This is a genomic window from Curtobacterium sp. AC268 (assembly GCF_979258745.1).
Map to the genome: position 1 here is coordinate 644,954 of NZ_OZ409878.1, position 20,064 is coordinate 665,017.

A 20,064-nucleotide genomic window follows, 5' to 3' on the forward strand; every position below is an offset into this window, starting at 1 on the left:
GGCAGCCGTCACCAGGTCGCGCGCTCGCGCGCGTAGTCCTGCAGGCTGCGGACGTTGAGCGGCGAACCGATCGTCTCGATCGCCGCGACGGCCGCCCCGATCTGCGCGATCGTCGTGAACAGCGGCTTGTCCGCCGCCACCGTGGCCGCACGGATCTCGTACCCGTCCGCACGACCGGCGGCACCCGACGGCGTGTTGATGACGATGTCGACCTCGCCCGTGGCGAGCAGGTCGACGACGCTCTCGCCGCCCTGGCTGTACTTGCCGACGATCCCGACCTCGATGCCGTTGCGGCGGAGGATCTCCGCCGTGCCCTCGGTCGCGATGATCGTGAAGCCGAGCTGCTGCAGGCGGTGCACCGGCAGCACGATCGCACGCTTGTCGGTGTCGGCGACGCTCACGAAGACCGTGCCGCTGGTCGGCAGGCCGCCGTACGCGGCGTCCTGCGACTTGAGGAACGCCCGCGGGAAGTCGCGGTCGATACCCATGACCTCGCCGGTGGAGCGCATCTCGGGGCTGAGCACCGAGTCGACGACCTGGCCCTCGCGGGTGCGGAAGCGACGGAAGGGCAGCACGGCCTCCTTCACGGCGACCGGCGACTGCGCGGGCACGAACGCGCCGTCACGCTCGGGCAGCATGCCCTCGGCGACGAGCTCGGCGACCGTGGTGCCGGTCATGATGCGGGAAGCGGCCTTGGCCAGCGGGATGCCGAGCGCCTTCGAGACGAAGGGCACCGTGCGGCTGGCGCGCGGGTTCGCCTCGAGGACGTAGAGCACGCCGGCGCCGATGGCGAACTGGACGTTGAGCAGGCCCTGCACGCCGATGCCGCGGGCGATCTTCTCGGTCGCGTCGACCACGCCCTGGATCTCCGCGCGGCCGAGGCCGACCGGGGGCAGGGTGCACGCCGAGTCGCCGGAGTGGATGCCGGCCTCTTCGAGGTGCTCCATGATGCCGCCGATGTACAGCCGCTCGCCGTCGAAGAGGGCGTCGACGTCGATCTCGACGGCGTCGTCCAGGAACCGGTCGACGAGCAGCGGGAGCTCCGGCCCGATGATCGCCTGGTCGGCCATCCGGTCGAAGTAGTCCGCGAGCGACGGGGAGTCGTAGAGGATCTCCATGCCGCGGCCGCCGAGCACGAACGACGGGCGGACGAGGACGGGGTACCCGATCTCCTCGGCCACCGTGGTCGCGCTCGCCAGGTCGTGGGCCGTGCCGTTCCGCGGTGCGAGCAGACCGGCGGCGTCGAGGATGGCGGAGAACTGTCCGCGTTCCTCGGCCGAGTCGATCGCGGTCGGGCTGGTGCCGAGGATCGGGATGCCCGCCGCCTCGAGCGGCTTCGCCAGGCCCAGGGCCGTCTGACCACCGAGCTGCACGACGACGCCGACGAGCTCGCCGGACGCCGCCTCGGCCTCGATGACCTCGAGGACGTCCTCGGCGGTCAGCGGTTCGAAGTACAGGCGGTCCGAGGTGTCGTAGTCGGTCGACACGGTCTCGGGGTTGCAGTTGATCATGATCGTCTCGAACCCGGCGGCGCTCAGCGCGAAGGACGCGTGCACGCAGGAGTAGTCGAACTCGACGCCCTGTCCGATGCGGTTCGGGCCGGAGCCGAGGATGACGACCTTCTTGCGGTCGCTCGGGGCGACCTCGGTCTCGGTGTCGTACGACGAGTAGTGGTACGGCGTCAGGGCCGGGAACTCGCCGGCACAGGTGTCGACCGTCTTGAAGACCGGTCGGATGCCCTGGGCGTGGCGCTCGTCACGGACCTGCTGCTCGGAGACCGGTGCCGCGTCCGTGCTGCGCAGGCTCGCGATCTGGGTGTCGCTGAAGCCGTGCTCCTTCGCCCAGCGCAGGGTGTCCGCGTCGAGGGTGTCGGCGGCCCGGACCTCGTCCGCGACCTCGTTGATGAGCACGATCTGGTCGATGAACCAGGGGTCGATCTTGGTGGCCTCGAAGACCTCGTCCGCGGTGGCGCCCGCGACCAGGGCCTGCTGGACCGTCACGATGCGGCCGTCGGTCGGGATCGAGGACTTCGCCAGCAGGGCGTCCTTGTCGAGCTCGGCCGCCGGGGTGTCCCAGTGGAAGCTCGACCCGCGCTTCTCGAGCGAGCGCAGCGACTTCTGCAGTGCGGTGGCGTAGTTCCGGCCGATGGCCATCGCCTCGCCGACGCTCTTCATCGTCGTGGTGAGGGTGGCGTCGGCGGCCGGGAACTTCTCGAACGCGAACCGCGGGGTCTTCACGACCACGTAGTCGAGCGTCGGCTCGAAGCTCGCCGGGGTGACCTTCGTGATGTCGTTCTCGATCTCGTCGAGCCGGTAGCCGATGGCGAGCTTCGCCGCGATCTTGGCGATCGGGAAGCCCGTGGCCTTCGACGCGAGGGCCGACGAGCGGGACACGCGGGGGTTCATCTCGATGACGATGACGCGGCCGTTGGACGGGTCGACGGCGAACTGGATGTTGCAGCCGCCGGTGTCGACACCGACGCGACGGATGATGTCGATGCCGATGTTCCGCATGTTCTGGTACTCGCGGTCGGTCAGGGTCAGCGCGGGGGCGACCGTGATCGAGTCACCGGTGTGGACACCGACGGGGTCGACGTTCTCGATGGAGCAGATGACGACGGTGTTGTCGTAGTTGTCGCGCATCAGCTCGAGCTCGTACTCCTTCCAGCCGAGGATGGACTCCTCGAGCAGGACCTCGGTCGTCGGGCTGGACTGCAGTCCGTCGCCGACGAAGCGGACGAGTTCGGCCTCGTTGTACGCGAAGCCCGAGCCGAGGCCGCCCATGGTGAAGGACGGGCGGACGACCAGCGGGTACCCGAGGTCCTTCGCGAACTCCTTCGCTTCTTCGAGCGTGTGCGCGATGTGGCTGCGGGCGACGTCGGCACCGGACTCGAGCACGAGCTCCTTGAAGAGTTGGCGGTCCTCGCCGCGCTGGATCGCCTCGACCTTGGCTCCGATGAGCTCGACGCCGTGCTTGGTGAGGATGCCGGCCTCGTCGAGCGCGATGGCCGCGTTCAGGGCCGTCTGGCCGCCGAGGGTCGGCAGGACGGCGTCCGGCTTCTCGATGCGGATGATCTCCTCGAGCGACGCGTTCGTGATCGGCTCGATGTAGGTCGCGTCGGCGAAGTCGGGGTCGGTCATGATCGTCGCCGGGTTCGGGTTGACCAGGATGACCCGGACGCCCTCGGCCCGGAGGACGCGGCACGCCTGGGTGCCGGAGTAGTCGAACTCGGCGGCCTGACCGATGACGATCGGGCCGGAACCGATGACGAGGACGGAGTTGATGTCTGCGCGCTTGGGCATCAGTTCGCTTCCTTGGTGATGTCTGCTGCGGGGGTCGTGGCATCGGCGGTGGCCGCGTCGAGCGGCTCCCCGTCGCGACGCTCGCGCACCATGTCCGCGAACCGGTCGAAGAGGTACATGCTGTCGTGCGGTCCGGCGGCGGCCTCGGGGTGGTACTGCACGCTGAACGCGGGCACGTCGAGCGCGCGGAGGCCCTCGACCACGTTGTCGTTCAGCGAGTAGTGCGAGACCTCGACCCGACCGAACCCGGCGGGCGACTCGAGGACCTCGCCGAGGGGTGCGTCGACCGCGAAGCCGTGGTTCTGGCTCGTGATCTCGACCTTGCCCGTGGTCGTGTCGAGCACCGGCTGGTTGATGCCGCGGTGACCGAAGGGCAGCTTGTAGGTGCCGAAGCCGAGCGCACGGCCGAGCAGCTGGTTGCCGAAGCAGATGCCGAAGAAGGGCCGGCCGGTACGCAGGCTGTCCTGCAGCAGTTCCACCTGCGCGTCCGACGCGGCGGGGTCGCCGGGGCCGTTCGAGTAGAACAGGGCGTCCGGTGCGAGGGCTTCCAGCTCCGGGGCGGAGATGTCCTGCGGCACCACGTGCACCTCGAAGCCGCGGGCGGCGAGGTACCGGGTGGTCGAGGCCTTCACGCCGAGGTCGAGCACGGCCAGGGTGCCGATCTGCTCGCCGACTGCGGGGACGACGTAGGGCTCCGGGGTGGACACGACCGCCGAGAAGCTCGCGCCGGCCATCGTCGCCTGCGACACGACCGCGTCCAGCTGCGACTCGGCGGGCAGTGCGGCGTCCGCACCGCTGAAGACGCCGCCCTTCATGGCGCCAGCGTCACGGATGCGGCGGGTGAGCGCGCGGGTGTCGATGCCGGAGATGCCGACGATGCCGTCGCGCACCAGGTGGTCGTCGAGCGTGGCGTTCGCGCGGTGGTTCGACACCACGCGGCTGGGGTCGCGCACCACGTACCCGGCGACCCAGATGCGACGGGACTCGGGGTCCTCGTCGTTCACGCCCGTGTTGCCGATGTGCGGCGCGGTCTGCACCACGATCTGCCCGGCGTAGGAGGGGTCGGTCAGCGTCTCCTGGTAGCCGGTCATGCCGGTCGCGAAGACCACCTCACCGAGCGTGCGCCCACGGGCGCCGTAGGCCCAGCCGTCGTACCGGGTGCCGTCTTCGAGGACCAGGACGGCCCGTTCGCGTGTCATGCTTTCTTCCCTTCGCCCGCGGTTCGCGGAGCATCGGCCGCAGTCGCCTGCGGCCCGGTCTCGGTCAGTCCCTGCAGGGCGTGCAGCGCGGCTGCGTCGCCCTCCGGGAACCGGAAGTAGGTGTCCAGGTCCGTCGCACCTGCGGCGCCGGTCGCCGTCCATCGCAGACGGACCAGTCCCCCGGGTTCGACCACTCGGTCGATCGCCCACGTGGAGCGGTCAGCACCGCGGACCGCGTCACGCGCGATCCAGCGGTCGCCCGTGCCGGCGAGGCGCATCACCACGCCGGTCGCGTGGACCGTCACCCCGCCGCGGCCGCGGAACCCGAGGCCGCCTGCGGTGATGCGTTCCAACGGCTGGTCGGCACGGGTCGTCGCGACGGTGAACCCGTCCCACGACCCGACCGCCGGTGCCAGGTCGGCCGGTACCCGGACCGGAGGCACGGCTTCCGCCTGCTTCCTGGTCCGCGTCCGCCAGGTGCGCGCCATCGCCACGAACAGGGCGGCGACCGCGAGCAGGATCACCGCGCCGAGGAGCCAGCGCTGGGCGTCGCCGCTCATGCGCGCGCCCCCGTCCGGAGCGCCGCGGCGTGCGCCGCGATCGTCTCCGCGTCGACGACCACGCCGTCGAGCACCGTCGCGTACCCCTGGTGGAAGGTGGCGACGACCCGGCCCGGCAGCGTCATGCCGAGGTACGGCGAGTTCTGCGACTGCCCGGCGAGGTCGGTGACCGCGAACTCGCGACTGGCCGACGGGTCGTAGAGGGTGATCTCGGCGGGGGCGCCCGCGGCGATCCGCTGCCCGTGCCCCTCGACCTGGCCGATCCGCGCCGGTGCCTCGGACAGCACCCGGGCGACGTCGGCCCAGTCGAGCCGGCCGTCGTCGACCACCGCGGCCTGCACCACGCTCAGCGCGGACTCGAGGCCGACCATGCCGTTCGCGGCGGCGGGCCACTCGCAGCACTTCGCCTCGGCGGTGTGCGGTGCGTGGTCGGTCGCGACGATGTCGATGGTGCCGTCGGCCAGGGCCGCGCGGAGTGCCTCGACGTCCTCACGGGCGCGGAGCGGCGGGTTCACCTTGTAGCGGGCGTCGTACCCGGGGGCACCGTCGTGGCCGGCGATGAGGTCCTCGGTGAGCACCAGGTGGTGCGGCGTGACCTCGGCCGTGACGTCGATGCCGCGGGACTTGGCCCACCGGATCACCTCGACGCTGCCGGCCGTCGAGACGTGGCAGACGTGCAGGCGTGCTCCGACGTGGTCGGCGAGCAGGACGTCGCGGGCGATGATCGCCTCTTCCGCGACGGCGGGCCAGCCGGCGAGGCCGAGCTCCGAGGACAGTCGGCCCTCGTTCATCTGCGCGCCGATGGTCAGCCGGGGCTCCTGGGCGTGCTGCGCGAGCACTCCACCGAAGCCCTTGATGTACTCGAGTGCGCGGCGCATGAGCAGCGGGTCGGCCACGCAGGAGCCGTCGTCCGAGAAGACGCGGACCTTCGCCCGGGAGGTCGCCATCGCGCCGATCTCGGACAGGTGGGTGCCCTGCAGCCCCTGTGACACGGCGCCGATCGGGCGGACCGTCACGTAGCCGGCGTCGTCCCCGAGGGCCTGGACCTGCTCGACGACCCCGGCGGTGTCCGCGACGGGGCTCGAGTTCGCCATGGCGTTGACGGCGGTGAACCCGCCGGCAGCCGCGGCACGCGAGCCGGTGAGGACCGTCTCGGACTCCTCGTGACCGGGCTCGCGCAGGTGCGTGTGGAGGTCCACGAGACCGGGCAGGGCGATGAGGCCGTCCGCGTCCACGGTGGTGGCACCGGCCGTGTCGAGACCGGACCCGACCGCGGTGATGCGCCCGGCCTCCAGGCGGATGTCGGCACGCGAGCCGTCGACCAGCTGCGCGCCACGGATCAGGTGAGCGGTCATGCGGCGGACTCCTTCGCGTCGGTGCCGTTGCCGGCACTGCCCGTCAGGGCGAGGTAGAGGACGGCCATCCGGACCGAGACGCCGTTCTCGACCTGCTCGACGACGGTCGAGCGGGGGTCGTCGGCGGCGACGCCGGCGATCTCGAGCCCGCGGTTCATCGGACCGGGGTGCATGATCAGCGTGCGCTCGGACAGCCGCCCGAAGCGCGCCGCCGTCAGGCCCCAGTGCCGCGTGTACTCGCGCGGGTTCGGGAAGAAGGCGTCGTTCATGCGTTCCTGCTGGATGCGGAGCGTCATGACGACGTCCGGGTCCTCGGCCAGGGCGGTGTCGAGGTCGTGGTGCACCGCGGCGCCGAACGGGGTCGGGGTGGCGGGCAGCAGTGTCGGCGGCGCGGCGAACGTCACGCTCGCCCCGAGGGTGCGGAGCAGCCACGCGTTCGACCGGGCGACCCGGCTGTGCAGCACGTCGCCGATGATCAGGACGCGCACGCCGTCGAGCCCCTGGCCGCGCGACCCGGCGCCGTGCAGGCGACGGCGCATGGTGAACGCGTCGAGCAGTGCCTGCGTCGGGTGCTCGTGGGTCCCGTCACCGGCGTTGACCACGGGGACGTCGATCCAGTCGGCGTCGGCGAGCACCCGCGGGGCGCCCGATGCACCGTGGCGCATGACGATGCCGTCGATGCCCATCGCGCCGAGGGTCTGCACGGTGTCCTTCAGGGATTCACCCTTCGAGACGCTCGAGCCCTTCGCGGCGAAGTTCAGGACGTCGGCCGACAGGCGCTTCGCGGCGGCCTCGAACGAGATGCGCGTGCGCGTGGAGTCCTCGAAGAACAGGTTCACCACGGTCTTGCCGCGCAGGGCCGGGAGCTTCCGGACCTCGCGCGTGTTGACCTCGGCCATCTCCTCGGCGACGTCGAGGATGTGGACGGCCTGGTCGCGGGACAGGTCGGCGGTGGAGAGCAGGTGCCGCATCACGCCACCCCCCTGCTCGATGAACACGGTGTCGTCGCCGTCGGTCTCGGCCAGGTGCAGCGTGACCCGCTCGTCGGACGCGGTCGGCAGGTTCTTGCCCACGTGGTCCGCGCGGATCGGCAGCTCGCGGTGGCCACGGTCGACGAGCACGGCGAGCCGGACGGCACGCGGCCGCCCGATGCCCTGCAGCGCGTCGAGCGCGGCACGGACGGTGCGCCCGGAGTAGAGCACGTCGTCGACGAGCACGACGACCATGCCGTCGATGCCGCCGGCGGGGATGACCGTCCGGTGCGGCGCGCGACCGATGCCGTGGCCCAGGTCGTCCCGGTGCATGGTGACGTCGAGCGTGCCGACACGCTCCGTCCCGATGCCGCCGGCGGCCGAGGACCACTCCGGCTCGATGCCGGCCAGGATCCGGCCGAGACGTTCGGCCAGGACGGCGCCGCGGGTCGGGATGCCGAGGAGCACGAGGTCCGAGCCCCCGTGGTTGGCTTCGAGGATCTCGTGCGCGATGCGTGTCAGGGCACGCGTGATGTCGGGCTGTTGCAGGACCGTTCTGGTTCCCACGTCGACCCCCTTCCCCGCCTCACTGGACGGCATTAAAGGATGCTGACGTGGTCAACCCTACCGGGACTCCTGGTCTCCTGCGACCGTCCGACCGGACGGTGCGCGACCGCCGGCGACGGCCCCGAGCACGCCGTTGACGAAGCCCGCCGAGTCCTCGGTGGACAGCGACTGCGCGAGTTCGACCGCCTCGGCGATCGCGACGGCGTCGGGGACCTCAGGGTTGAACCGGAGTTCCCACACGGCCATCCGCAGGATGCAGCGGTCGAGGACCGGCATCCGGGCGATCGACCAGCCCTGGGCGTGGTCCACGATGACGGAGTCGATCTCGTGACGGGCGTCGTCGACACCGGTGACGATCTGGCGCGCGTAGTCCCAGCTGGAGGCACGCTCCGGCTGGTCCAGGTGCCGGACCGTCTCGGTGGCGAGCACGTCCGCGATCGGCAGCTCGCGCACCTCGGCCACGTACAGCATGTCGAGGGCGCGCTTGCGGGCCTTCGAACGAGCACTCATACGGTCAGCGCCTAGGAGTTGACGCGGCCGAGGAAGCTGCCGTCGCGCGTGTCGATCTTCACCAGGGTGCCGCTCTCCAGGTACAGCGGGACCTGGATGCGGTGGCCGGTCGCGATGATGGTCGCGTCCTTGGTGCCACCGGAGGAACGGTCGCCCTGCAGGCCGGGCTCGGTCTCGACCTCGGTGACGATCGACGTCGGGAGCTCGACGTACAGCGGGTTGCCCTCGTTCATCGCGATGGTGACCATCGCGGACTCGAGCAGGTAGTTCTTGGCGTCGCCGACCACGGTCGCGGAGACCGGGATCTGGTCGTACGTGTCGGTGTCCATGAACACGTAGGAGTCGCCGTCCTCGTAGAGGAACTGGTAGTCACGACGGTCGACGGTCGCGGTGTCGATCTTCGCGCCGGCGTTGAACGTGCGGTCGACGACCTTGCCGGAGACGACGTTCTTGAGCTTCGTGCGGACGAACGCGCCGCCCTTGCCCGGCTTGACGTGCTGGAACTCGACGACCGACCACAGCTGGCCGTCGATGATGAGAACGGCGCCGTTCTTGATGTCTGTGGTACTGGCCATGAGTCGTCGGTGTCCCGTTCGGTCGTGTTGTGAAGTGTCCTCGGGCCGCGGACGGCCCCGGACGAGTGTAGCGGACGCCCGCCCGGCGGCCGGAGCGGTGCGCGCCGCGGTCAGCGTCGCCGTCGGGCGAGCCAGGCGTCGACCGCCGCCCAGCCGAGCAGCACGACCGCCGCTCCCCCGAGCAACCCGCCCGCGACCCCGGTGGACAGGGCCGCCGTCGGTCGCGCCGGCAACGACAGGTAGACGATCGCCAGGATCCCCGCCCCCGCGCCGAGCAGCACGAGCAGGATGCGCCGGATCATGCCGGACACGAGCTGCCGGTCGCGGCTGTCCGCGAAGAGCCGGATGTTCACCGTGAACCGTCCGGTCTCGATCGCCTCCCCGATGCGGTCCACCCGGCGGGGCAGGCGTCGGGCCGCCGACACGACGCCGAGCAGTTCCTTCGCCGCCAGGTCCCGGAGCTTGCCGGGCCGGAGCTGGTCGGTGATCTGCTCCCGGGCGAGTCCGCGGGACTCCTCGAGCAGGTCGAACGACGGTGCGAGCGTGCGGAGGGTGCCCTCGAAGATGGCCAGGGCGCGGGCCGCGGCGACGAAGTCCGGCGGCGGCTTCAGCCGGTACCGCCCGAAGACCTCGACCGCGTCGTCCACGGTGTCGACACCGATGCGCGCACCCGGGCCGAGCTCGTCCGCGACGAAGCGGGCGATGTCCCGACGGAAGTCGGGCTCGTCGTGCGCATCGCGCACGGGGGCCATCCGCAGGACCGCATCGGCGATCCGCGACGTGTCGTCCTGCAGGTAGGCGGCCAACAGGTCCTGGACCGTGTCCCGGAGACCCGGGTCGAGCCTCCCGACCGAACCGAAGTCGATCAACGCGGGCCGCCCGTCGGGCAGCACCAGGACGTTCCCCGGGTGCAGGTCCGCGTGGTACAGGCCGTCGAAGACGACCTGGCGCAGGAAGGCGCGGAGGATCGCGCGCATCGGCGCGTCGAGGTCGCGCTCGGAACGCTCGGCGCGGATCGCGCTGAGCGTGTCGCCCTCCAGGAACTCCATCACGAGCACACGCCGGCCGGACAGGTCCGGGTAGGGGTCCGGGAACCGGACCTCGTCCGGACGCGCGCTGCGGGCCTGGGCCGCACGCAGCGCCGTGAGGTTCCGGAGCTCGGAGACGAAGTCGACCTGCCGGATCAGGTCGTCCGCGTACTGGCCGGCGATGTCCTGCACCCCGACCTGCCGCGCCTCGGTCGACCACCGGGCCATGAACCGGACGACCCGCAGCGCGATGTCGACGTCGCGGCGCACCGCGGCGTCGATCCCCGGCCGCTGCACCTTCACGGCGACCGCGGTGCCGTCGGGCAGCCGGGCGCGGTGCACCTGCGCGATGGACGCCGCTGCGACGGGCACCGGGTCGAAGGTCGCGAAGACCTGGTCGACCGGGGCACCGAGCTCCTGCTCGAGGAGCGCACGGACCTCGTCCGCCGGCGCCGCCGTGACGTTCCGCTGCAGGTGTGCGAGTCCCTCGGTCCACTCCTCGGGCAGCAGGTCGTCGCGGGTGGAGAGCAGCTGGCCCATCTTCACGAACCCGCCGCCGGCTTCCTCGAGGGCCCGGCGCAGGTGCTCGGCCTGGTCACGACGCAGGTCCGAGGTGGCCGGGTCGTGCGAGAAGTCGAGACGACGGAACGGCACCAGGTGGTGGCGGCGGGCGATCGAGAGGAGTTCGGTGAAGCGCCGACCACGGGAGCGCAGGGTGCCGGTGTCGGCATCGCGCGGGCCGGAGAGGTCGCTCAGTCGGGGTGGGGTGGGCACGCCCGCCAGTCTGCTCCCCGGTGCTGGGTCCGCAGCGTGCGGGTGGCCCGGTCCGTCGCGTCGTCCCGTCCCCCTCCACAGCCTGGAGGCCCGGCACGGCTTCCACAGGTCGGCGCGAGCCCGGCGCGGGGCTCGGTCCTGCAGCGGACACTCGTGCCGTGGAGACCGCACTGATCGCGGCGTGCATCGCCGCCGGAGCGGCGATCGTCGCGGCCGTCGTCAGCCGGTTCGGGGCGTGGCCTGGCATCGGTTCACCTGGGTCACCGTCTCGACGCGTGTCACCTGGTGGTGGCGCAGGACGCGACGGGTCCTGCGCTGACCGGCGTGGCTAGACGCCGACCTCCTGGTAGGCGGTGAAGAGCAGGTGGTCCTCGGGTCCCTCGAGCACGACGGGCTTGCCGACGCCGTCCAGGATGATGAACCGCAGCATGCCGGCACGGGCCTTCTTGTCGCGACGCATCGTGGCGAGCAGCCCCTGCCACCGACCGACACCGTACGAGGTCGGCAGGTCGAGCGACTCGAGGATCGCCCGGTGCCGGTCGACCGTGGCGTCGTCCAGGTGGCCGGTGAGCCGGGCGAGTTCGGCGGCGAACACCATGCCGACCGACACCGCCGCCCCGTGGCGCCACTGGTACCGCTCGGCGTGCTCGATCGCGTGCCCGAGGGTGTGTCCGTAGTTCAGGATCTCGCGTCGGCCCTGCTCGGTGAAGTCGTCCGAGACGACCTCAGCCTTGAGCGTGATGGCGAGCTCGACGACCCGCCGGAACTCCGGCGTCGTCGGGTCGGTCACCCGGTCGACGTCGGCCTCGACGATGTCCAGGATCTCGGGCACGGCGATGAACCCGGCCTTCACGATCTCCGCGAAGCCGGTCAGGATCTCGTTGCGCGGCAGCGTGCGGGCGAGGTCGAGGTCCACGACGACGGCGCGGGGGGCGTAGAACGCGCCCACCAGGTTCTTGCCCTCGTTCGTGTTGATGCCCGTCTTCCCGCCGACGCTGGCGTCCACCATGCCGAGCACGCTGGTCGGGACGGCCACGTACGGCACACCGCGCAGCCAGGTCGCGGCGACGAAGCCCGCCAGGTCGGTGACGGCACCGCCACCGAGGCCGATGACCGCGTCGGTTCGGGTGAAGTCGGCCTGCCCCATGACCTGCCAGCAGAACGCCGCGACCTCGACGCGCTTGGCGCCCTCGGCGTCGGGGACCTCGGCGATCAGGGCTTCGAGCCCGGCCTCGACCAGCAGCGCACGGAGCTCGTTCGCCCGGGCACCGAGCGTCGGCGAGTGCACGATGAGGACCTTGGCGACACGCGGGCCCAGGATCGCGGGCAGGGCGCCGAGCAGGTCCGTGCCGACGGCCACCGTGTAGCCGTCGTCACCGCCGACCCGGATCTCGGTGGTCCCGGCGGGCAGGGTCGACTCGGTCACGGTGCTCCTTCGGTGCTGGTGGTGCTGCTGGTCGTGCTGCCGGGCGCGGCGGTGGTGCCGCTGCGCTCGGTGGTGCCGGCGTCGCTGCGCTCGGTGGTGCCGGCGTCGCTGCGCTCGGTGGTGCCGGCGTCGCTCCGCAGCCATGTGACGACCTCGTCGACCACGCGGGACATCGGCCGGCGGGACGTGTCGACCACGACGTGCGCGAGCTCGGCGTAGGTGGCCGCCCGCTCATCCATGATCGTCTGCCAGGCGTCGATCCCGCCGTTCGCCAGCAGCGGCCGGTCGGACCCGGCGATGCGGTCGGCGACGGCCTCGGGCGACACGGTGAGCAGGACGATGCGCGCCCCGCTCAGGGCCTGCCGGGTGTCCGCGTGGGTGACGGCTCCGCCACCCACGGCGATCACGCCGCCGATGGCCAGCGCTGCCCGCACGGCCTCGGCTTCGAGGGCGCGGAACGCCGGCTCACCGCGGTCGGCGAAGATCCCGGGGATCGGCCCGTGCTCGCGCACGATGACCCGGTCGGTGTCCGTGAACGGGACGCCGAGGACCTTCGCCACCCGCTTGCCGACACTCGACTTGCCGGCGCCCATCGGGCCGATGACGACCACGGGCGCATCGGCGCGTCGGACGTCGGTGCTCACAGGTCGGTCGAGGTCGCCGACGGTTCGGTCCGGCGCGTCCGCAGGGTCTCCGGGATCGCGGCGAGGTAGGCGTCGAGGTTGCGCTTCGTCTCGACGACGTTGTCGCCGCCGAACTTCTCGAGCACGGCATCGGCGAGCACCAGGGCCACCATCGCCTCGGCGACGACGCCCGCCGCGGGCACGGCACATACGTCCGAACGCTGGTGGTGCGCCGAGGCGTCCTCACCGGAGACGACGTCCACGGTGTGCAGGGCGTGCGGGATGGTCGCGATCGGCTTCATGCCGGCGCGGACCCGCAGCACGGTGCCCGTGGACATCCCGCCCTCGGTCCCACCGGCGCGGTCGCTCGTGCGGTAGATCTCGCCGTCCTCGCGGTACAGCTCGTCGTGGGCGGCGGAGCCCCGGCGCCCGGCGGTCGCGAAGCCGTCGCCGACCTCGACGCCCTTGATGGCCTGGATCCCCATGATCGCCGCGGCGAGGCGGGCATCGAGCCGGCGGTCCCAGTGCACGTGTGAGCCGAGGCCCGGCGGAACACCGTAGAACAGCACCTCGACGACGCCGCCGAGGGTGTCGCCGTCCTTCTTCGCGGCCTCGACCTCGGTGACCATCCGTGCCGAGGTCTCGGGGTCGAAGCAGCGCAGCTGGTCCTCGTCGAGCCGGTCCACGTCGTCGGGCAGCGGCAGCTCCGTGCCGTCCGGGACCCGGACGGTCCCGACCTGCAGCGTGTGCGCCACCGAGCGGATGCCGAGTTCGGCCAGGAACGACTTCGCGACGGCGCCGAGCGCCACACGGGCAGCGGTCTCGCGGGCGCTCGCGCGCTCCAGGATCGGGCGGGCCTCGTCGAAGCCGTACTTCTGCATGCCGACCAGGTCGGCGTGACCAGGACGCGGTCGGGTGAGCGGGGCGCTCCGCCCGCGGGACATCTCGGTGGACTCGATCGGCTCGGGGTTCATGACCTCGACCCACTTCGGCCACTCGGTGTTGCCGATGCGGATCGCGATGGGGCTGCCGAGCGAGTAGCCGTGCCGGACGCCGCCGGACACGTGCAGCTCGTCCTGCTCGAACTTCATCCGCGAGCCACGGCCGTAGCCGAGCTTGCGGCGCGCGAGATCGGCACGGATGGACTCGAACGACACCGGGACACCCGCGGGCAGGCCCTCGAGCATGGCGATCAGTTCGGGTCCGTGGGACTCACCAGCAGTCAACCAACGAAGCATGCGGCAATCCTCCCACAGCGCACCGCCGTGCGACGTCGCCGTCCTACTGGTAGTCGGGGTGCGCCCGGAGCCACGCCTGGAACTGCTTCACCGCGACGAGGTGCTCGTCGTAGGTGTTCGAGAACACCGTCTCGCCGGTTTCCAGGTTCACCGTCACGAAGTACAGCCACTTGCCCGGAGCCTCGTTCGTCACGGCCTTGATCGCGATGTCCCCGGGGTTCGAGATCGGTGCCGGCGGCAGCCCCTCGTGCACGTACGTGTTGTACGCGTTCGACTCGTCGGCCCGTTCGGCGTCGGTCGTCGTCACGGTGTGCGTGTTGCCCGTGCCGTAGGCGACGGTGGCGTCGGACTGCAGACGCATGCCCTGGTCGAGGCGGTTCTGGAACACCCGGGCGACCTTCGGGTAGTCGGCCGCGAGGCCGGCTTCCTTCTGCACCAGCGACGCGAAGACGATGGTGCGCTCCTGGTCGGCCTCCTTGACGCCGGCGGCGGACAGGTGCTCCTTCATGGTGTCGACCATCGACTTGAAGTACTGCTCGGCGGTCCAGCCCGGGTTGATCGGGTAGGTCGCGGGGAAGAGCCAACCCTCGAGCGTGGTGACGCCGGACGGCAGGTCGTAGGCCGTCAGGTCCTTCGCGGCCGCGTCGACCTCCTGCTTGGTCAGGCCGGCCTTCGAGACCATCCCGGCCTCGATGTCGGCGAGTGCGGTGCCCTCGGGGATGATGATCGACGCCTGCACCCGGTTCTTCGTGTCCTGCAGTGCCGCGAGCGCGGACTTCGAGCTCATCTGCTTCTTCAGCGCGTACGAACCGGGCTGGAACTGCACGTCCGGCGAGGCCAGCAGGAGCTTGTAGAACACCTTCGAGTCCTTGACGACGCCGCTGCGCTGCAGCGTCGCCGCGACGTTCTCGCCGATGTCACCCTGCTTGATGGTGATGGTCACCTTCGAGGTGCCGTCGCCGGTGTAGTCGTCGGGTTCCTGCGCGCCGCTGATCGCCGCGATGAGCTGCTGGAACTTGGGTGCGGCGAAGGTGTAGGCGCCGACGCCGGCGGCGAGCACCACCGCGACGATGACGAGTCCGGCGACGAGCGGTCCGCGTCGGCGCTTCGGCCGTGGCTCCCGGGGCGGCCTGGAGGCGCGGCCTCCCCCGCCTCGTCCCCCGCGGCCACCGCCTCCCGCGGCGCCACCGCCGCCGGTCACGTCACCGTCGTCCGTCCCGTCGGCCCCGGATCCGCCGCCCGCAGCGGTCGCCGCGCGCTCCGTCGGCAGCTCGCCGGTCAGCAGTGCGGCGACCTCGGGGTGCAGGTCTTCGGGACGGGTGGCGATCGGCGCGTCGGCGGGTGACGTGGGGCGTTCGTCACGTGCGGCTGGTGGGGAATCGATGGTCCGCTCGGCGACCGGCGACTCGTCGGTCGCTGCGACGCGGGCCCGTTCGGCCTCGAGGGCTCGGGCTTCGCGTCGGGACATCGGAGGCACCGGCGGTGGGGTCACCTGACCAGCGTCGTCGCGGTCATCGGTGCCTGTCGTGCGGTCGGAAGTCGTCTTCCGCCGCTCGGCGTCGTTGCCGGGCGCGATGATCGCGTTCCAGTCCAGATCGTCTGCCAACGTCCTCGGTCTCTCGGTCGGGAACTCCACCTGGGCACCGTCGTCCTCGCAGCTGACGACGAGAGCACCCATGTGCGGTACCGGGCAGCCCTGTCAGGGAAGCGTGGTGCCCGGAGGGGCACCGGCACTGCGCTCGTGGTCGAGCGCGTGTTGCAGAATGATAACAGCGGCTGCTTGGTCGATCACGGCCCGGGACTTCTTCGTGTTCTTGCCGGCCTGGTGCAGCCCCCGCTGGGCCGTCACGGTCGACAGTCGTTCGTCGACCAGACGCACCGGCCGTCGCGCCGCGATCCGGGCGGCGAAGACACGGGCGTCCTCGGTCGAGGCCGTGTCCCCACCCGACATCGACAGGGGCAGCCCGACGACGACCTCGAGCACGTCGTACTCGTCCGCGAGCTCGAGGATCCGCCGGAGGTCCCCCGAGTCGTCACGCCGGACGGTCTCGACCGGCGTCGCCAGCAGGCCGTCGCGGTCGCACACGGCGACCCCGATCCGGGCGCGTCCGACGTCCACGCCGAGGCGACGCCCGGACCGGATGCCCACGGTCAGCCCGCGAGCCGTGCGGTCACGGCACGCAGCGCCGCGGGGAGCGCGGCCGCGTCGGTCCCGCCGCCCTGCGCCAGGTCCGGCTTGCCGCCGCCACCGCCACCGAGCACGCCGGCGGCCTCCTTCGCGAGGGGGCCCGCCTGCACGCCCGCAGCACGAGCAGCGTCGTTGGTCGCGACGATCACGATCGGCTTGCCACCGACGACCGCCCCGAGCACGACGACGGCCGCGCCGTCACCGAGCTGGCCCCGCACGCCGGTGGCGAGCGAGCGCAGGTCGTCGCCGGACTGCAGGCCGTCGACCGTCTCGGCGACCACGGTGGTGGCACCGACGGTCGTGGCGTTGCGGGCGATGGCGGGCACGCGCTGCTGCAGGTTCGCCGACTCGTACTCGGCGAGCTTCTTCTGGGCGGACCGGAGGTCCTCCATCAGGTTCTGGACGCGGGCCGGCAGGTCGGCACGGGGGGCCTTGAGCGCGCTGGAGAGCTGCGACACGATCGTGCGCTCGACGGCGAGGTCGCGGAACCCCTCGAGCCCGACCAGTGCCTCGACCCGGCGGTTCGTCGAACCGACGCTCGACTCCCCCACCAGGTTGACGAGCCCGATCTGCGCGCTCGAGGCGACGTGCGTGCCACCGCAGAGCTCGCGGGACCACGGGCCGCCGATGTCGACCATGCGGACCTCGGCGCCGTACTTCTCACCGAACAGGGCCTGTGCCCCGAGGGCCTTCGCCTCGTCGATGGGCAGGATGCGCGTGGAGACCTCGAGGTCGGTGCGGATCGCGGTGTTCACGACCTCCTCGATCTCGGAGCGCGTCTCGAGCGAGACCGGCTGCGACCACGAGAAGTCGAGGCGCATGTAGCCGGACTTGTTGTACGAACCGGCCTGCAGCGCCTCCGGCCCGAGGATGTCGCGGAGGGCCGCGTTGACCAGGTGCGTCGCGGAGTGCGCCTGGGTCGCACCGCGGCGGTACTCCGCGTCGACGACGGTGCTCGCGGCGTCGCCGACGCCGACCTCACCGGAGCGGACCTGCACGGTGTGGCTCCACAGTCCGGAGACCGGTCGCTGGACGTCGAGGACCTCGAGGTCGAACCCGTTGCCGACGATCGACCCCTGGTCGGCGTCCTGGCCGCCGGACTCGGCGTACAGGGAGGTCTCGCCGAGGATGACCTCGGCGATGTCGCCGGCGACCGCACGGTCGACGCTCACGCCGCCGACGATGATGCCGAGCACGCGCGTCTCGGCCTCGAGCGCGTCGTAGCCGAGGAACGTCGTCTCGCCCTTCGCCCGGAACGCGCTGTACACGCTGAGGTCGGCGATCGCGGTCTTCTTGCTCTTCGCGTCGGCCTTCGCCCGGGCACGCTGCTCGGACATCAGGGTCTCGAACGCCGTGCGGTCGACGTGGACACCGGCTTCCTCGGCCATCTCCATCGTCAGGTCGATGGGGAACCCGAAGGTGTCGTGCAGCAGGAACGCCGTGTCGCCGCCGATCGAGGGGGCGCCGTCCTGCTTCGCGCGCTCGACGGCGACGTCGAGGATGGTGGTGCCCTGCGCCAGGGTGCGGAGGAAGGTCTCCTCTTCCGCGTAGGCGATGCGGGAGATCCGGTCGTAGTCGGACGCCACCTCGGGGTAGGCGTCGCGCATGGCGTCGCGGGACGCCGGGAAGAGCTCTGGGAACGTGGGGGCCTCGACACCGAGCAGGCGCATCGCACGGACGGTGCGACGGAGCAGCCGACGGAGGATGTACCCGCGGCCCTCGTTCGACGGGCTCACGCCGTCGGCGATGAGCATCAGCGAGGAACGGACGTGGTCGGCGATGACGCGCATCCGCACGTCGTCCTCGTGCACGGCACCGTAGCGCCGGCCGGAGATCTCGGCCGCACGGTCGAGCACCGGGCGCACCTGGTCGATCTCGTACATGTTGTCGACGCCCTGCTTGATGAAGGCGACGCGCTCGAGCCCCATGCCGGTGTCGATGTTCTTGTTCGGCAGCTCGCCGGTGATCTCGAAGTCGTACTTCGACCGCACGTCGGCGATCTGGTACTGCATGAAGACGAGGTTCCAGATCTCGACGTACCGGTCGTCGTCCGTCGCCGGGCCGCCGTCGATGCCGTACTCGGGGCCACGGTCGAAGAAGATCTCCGAGCAGGGACCCGCCGGTCCGGGCTGTCCGGTCGACCAGTAGTTGGTGTCCTTGCCGAGGCGCTGGATCCGCTCGTCGGGCAGCGATGAGTGCTGCTTCCAGAAGCCGATCGCCTCGTCGTCCTCTTCGTAGACGGTGACCCAGAGGTCGTCCGGCGAGAAGCCGAGCCCGCCGTCGGCCTCCGGCTTGGTCAGGAACTCCCAGGCGAACTGGATCGCCTGCTCCTTGAAGTAGTCGCCGAACGAGAAGTTCCCGTTCATCTGGAAGAACGTGCCGTGGCGAGGGTCTTGCCGACCTCTTCGATGTCGTTCGTGCGGATGCACTTCTGCACGCTCGTCGCCCGCGGGAACGGGGCCGGGATGAGACCGGTCAGGTACGGGATGAACGGCACCATGCCGGCGACCGTGAAGAGGAGCGACGGGTCGTCGGAGACGAGGGACGCGGACGGGACGACGGTGTGGCCGCGGTCACCGAAGTACTGGAGCCAACGGCGGCGGATCTCTGCGGTCTGCATGGTGCTTCCTGGGTTCAGGTCGTGGGTGGAGGAGGGTCGTGGCTGCTCGGTCGGAGCGCTCAGACGTCGGTACGGAGCTCGGCCTCGCGCGACCGGTAGCCGTCCGCGACGGCTCCCGTGAAGGCCTTCGTCTTGGCGTTCACCTCGGCGAAGAGCCGGGCGCCCCCGGAGGTCTGGGCGACCCGGTGTGCGACGGCGAACCCGATGACGATGCCGACGGCGACGAAGAACAGCTGCTTCACGGTGCCTCTCCCTCTGTGCACCCGGGCGGTGCATGCCCGGACAAGCTTAGTCGCCGGTGCCGGAACGCCGAACGGCGGGTCGCCCTCGAGAGGACGACCCGCCGTTCGGGTGTGATCAGTGGATCAGCGAGCTGCGTAGTACTCGACGACGAGCTGCACTTCACAGGTCACGGGGACCTCGGCGCGCTTCGGGCGACGCACGAGGCGGGCCTGGAGCTTCTCGATCTCGACCTCGAGGTAGCCCGGGACCTTCGGGAGGACTTCCTGGTGGCCACCGGCAGCGGCGACCTGGAAGGGCTCCATCGACTCGGACTTCGCCTTGACGTGGATCAGCTGGCCCTCCTTGACGCGGAAGGACGGGCGGTCGACGAGCTTGCCGTCGACCAGGATGTGGCGGTGCACGATCAGCTGACGGGCCTGCGCGGTGGTGCGGGCGAAGCCGGCACGGACCACGAGGGCGTCGAGGCGCTGCTCGAGGAGCTCGACCAGGTTCTCACCGGTCAGGCCCTTCGTCTTGCGGGCCTCTTCGAAGACGATGCGGAGCTGCTTCTCGCGGATGCCGTACTGGGCGCGCAGACGCTGCTTCTCACGGAGGCGGACGGCGTAGTCGCTGTCCGCACGACGGCGCGTACGGCCGTGCTCACCGGGCCCGTAGGGGCGCTTCTCGAGGTAACGGGCAGCCTTCGGCGTCAGCGGGATGCCGAGTGCGCGCGACAGGCGGGTCTTGCTGCGGGTACGTGACTTGGTAGACACAGGGTCCTTTTCTCTGTTCGAACTGAATACTCACCGGAGGCCGGGCACGCGAGTGCCGGTGGCCCCGACGACGGGATCCAGAGGGATGAGCCTGTGGGATCGGACGGCTACAGTCCGAACCTCTGCCCCCGTA

15 protein-coding genes and 2 pseudogenes are annotated in these 20,064 nt (G+C 71.1%); all 17 read right to left on the reverse strand.

All coding sequences use genetic code 11. From position 1 onward, the window contains the following. Positions 1-8: 8 nt before the first annotated feature. The 17 genes and pseudogenes from carB to rpsD all read right to left on the reverse strand — a co-directional run bounded on the left by carB (position 9) and on the right by rpsD (position 19,931). A complete protein-coding gene (gene carB, locus ACZZ9K_RS03080) occupies positions 9-3,302 on the reverse strand; it encodes a carbamoyl-phosphate synthase large subunit (protein WP_463443303.1) in 3,294 nt (1,097 codons plus the stop codon). Next, positions 3,302-4,501 (reverse strand): glutamine-hydrolyzing carbamoyl-phosphate synthase small subunit, encoded by a 1,200-nt coding sequence (gene carA / locus ACZZ9K_RS03085; protein WP_027465740.1) that lies wholly within the window; start codon positions 4,499-4,501, stop codon positions 3,302-3,304. The genes carB and carA overlap by 1 nt, the downstream gene beginning before the upstream one ends. After that, positions 4,498-5,061, reverse strand: a complete 564-nt coding sequence (locus tag ACZZ9K_RS03090) for a PH-like domain-containing protein (RefSeq protein WP_301626288.1) — start codon at positions 5,059-5,061, stop codon at positions 4,498-4,500. The genes carA and ACZZ9K_RS03090 overlap by 4 nt, the downstream gene beginning before the upstream one ends. After that, complete coding sequence (locus ACZZ9K_RS03095) at positions 5,058-6,416, reverse strand: dihydroorotase (protein WP_463443304.1); 1,359 nt, start codon at positions 6,414-6,416, stop codon at positions 5,058-5,060. The genes ACZZ9K_RS03090 and ACZZ9K_RS03095 overlap by 4 nt, the downstream gene beginning before the upstream one ends. Further along, positions 6,413-7,387 (reverse strand): aspartate carbamoyltransferase catalytic subunit, encoded by a 975-nt coding sequence (locus ACZZ9K_RS03100; protein WP_027465742.1) that lies wholly within the window; start codon positions 7,385-7,387, stop codon positions 6,413-6,415. Before ACZZ9K_RS03100 ends, ACZZ9K_RS03095 begins: the two co-directional genes overlap by 4 nt. A gap of 24 nt (positions 7,388-7,411) precedes the next feature. Continuing rightward, a pseudogene (pyrR, locus tag ACZZ9K_RS03105) lies at positions 7,412-7,987 on the reverse strand (bifunctional pyr operon transcriptional regulator/uracil phosphoribosyltransferase PyrR); the annotation flags it as partial. A gap of 24 nt (positions 7,988-8,011) precedes the next feature. Beyond that, positions 8,012-8,464, reverse strand: coding sequence for a transcription antitermination factor NusB (gene nusB / locus ACZZ9K_RS03110; RefSeq protein WP_027465744.1), 453 nt, complete (start codon positions 8,462-8,464; stop codon positions 8,012-8,014). An 11-nt stretch (positions 8,465-8,475) separates the two neighbouring features. After that, a complete protein-coding gene (gene efp, locus ACZZ9K_RS03115) occupies positions 8,476-9,039 on the reverse strand; it encodes an elongation factor P (protein WP_027465745.1) in 564 nt (187 codons plus the stop codon). A gap of 110 nt (positions 9,040-9,149) precedes the next feature. Next, positions 9,150-10,841: an ABC1 kinase family protein gene (locus tag ACZZ9K_RS03120; protein WP_463443305.1), complete on the reverse strand. Its 1,692-nt coding sequence runs from the start codon at positions 10,839-10,841 to the stop codon at positions 9,150-9,152. A 328-nt stretch (positions 10,842-11,169) separates the two neighbouring features. After that, the gene (gene aroB, locus ACZZ9K_RS03125; RefSeq protein WP_463443306.1) at positions 11,170-12,267 is read right to left on the reverse strand and encodes a 3-dehydroquinate synthase; all 1,098 of its coding nucleotides are present in this window, start codon (positions 12,265-12,267) and stop codon (positions 11,170-11,172) included. After that, positions 12,264-12,911: a shikimate kinase gene (locus ACZZ9K_RS03130; RefSeq protein ID WP_463443307.1), complete on the reverse strand. Its 648-nt coding sequence runs from the start codon at positions 12,909-12,911 to the stop codon at positions 12,264-12,266. The genes aroB and ACZZ9K_RS03130 overlap by 4 nt, the downstream gene beginning before the upstream one ends. Continuing rightward, a complete protein-coding gene (aroC, locus tag ACZZ9K_RS03135) occupies positions 12,908-14,128 on the reverse strand; it encodes a chorismate synthase (RefSeq protein WP_027465748.1) in 1,221 nt (406 codons plus the stop codon). The genes ACZZ9K_RS03130 and aroC overlap by 4 nt, the downstream gene beginning before the upstream one ends. A gap of 43 nt (positions 14,129-14,171) precedes the next feature. Further along, complete coding sequence (gene mltG / locus ACZZ9K_RS03140; protein ID WP_260678873.1) at positions 14,172-15,734, reverse strand: endolytic transglycosylase MltG; 1,563 nt, start codon at positions 15,732-15,734, stop codon at positions 14,172-14,174. A gap of 93 nt (positions 15,735-15,827) precedes the next feature. Continuing rightward, the gene (gene ruvX, locus ACZZ9K_RS03145; protein ID WP_185974240.1) at positions 15,828-16,271 is read right to left on the reverse strand and encodes a Holliday junction resolvase RuvX; all 444 of its coding nucleotides are present in this window, start codon (positions 16,269-16,271) and stop codon (positions 15,828-15,830) included. A gap of 8 nt (positions 16,272-16,279) precedes the next feature. Further along, positions 16,280-18,936 (reverse strand): annotated as a pseudogene (alaS, locus tag ACZZ9K_RS03150) (alanine--tRNA ligase). A gap of 59 nt (positions 18,937-18,995) precedes the next feature. Beyond that, positions 18,996-19,178, reverse strand: a complete 183-nt coding sequence (locus ACZZ9K_RS03155) for a hypothetical protein (RefSeq protein WP_027465751.1) — start codon at positions 19,176-19,178, stop codon at positions 18,996-18,998. 123 nt (positions 19,179-19,301) lie between these two features. Continuing rightward, on the reverse strand, positions 19,302-19,931 hold the full coding sequence (gene rpsD, locus ACZZ9K_RS03160; RefSeq protein WP_017887166.1) for a 30S ribosomal protein S4: 630 nt from the start codon (positions 19,929-19,931) through the stop codon (positions 19,302-19,304). Positions 19,932-20,064: the final 133 nt, after the last annotated feature.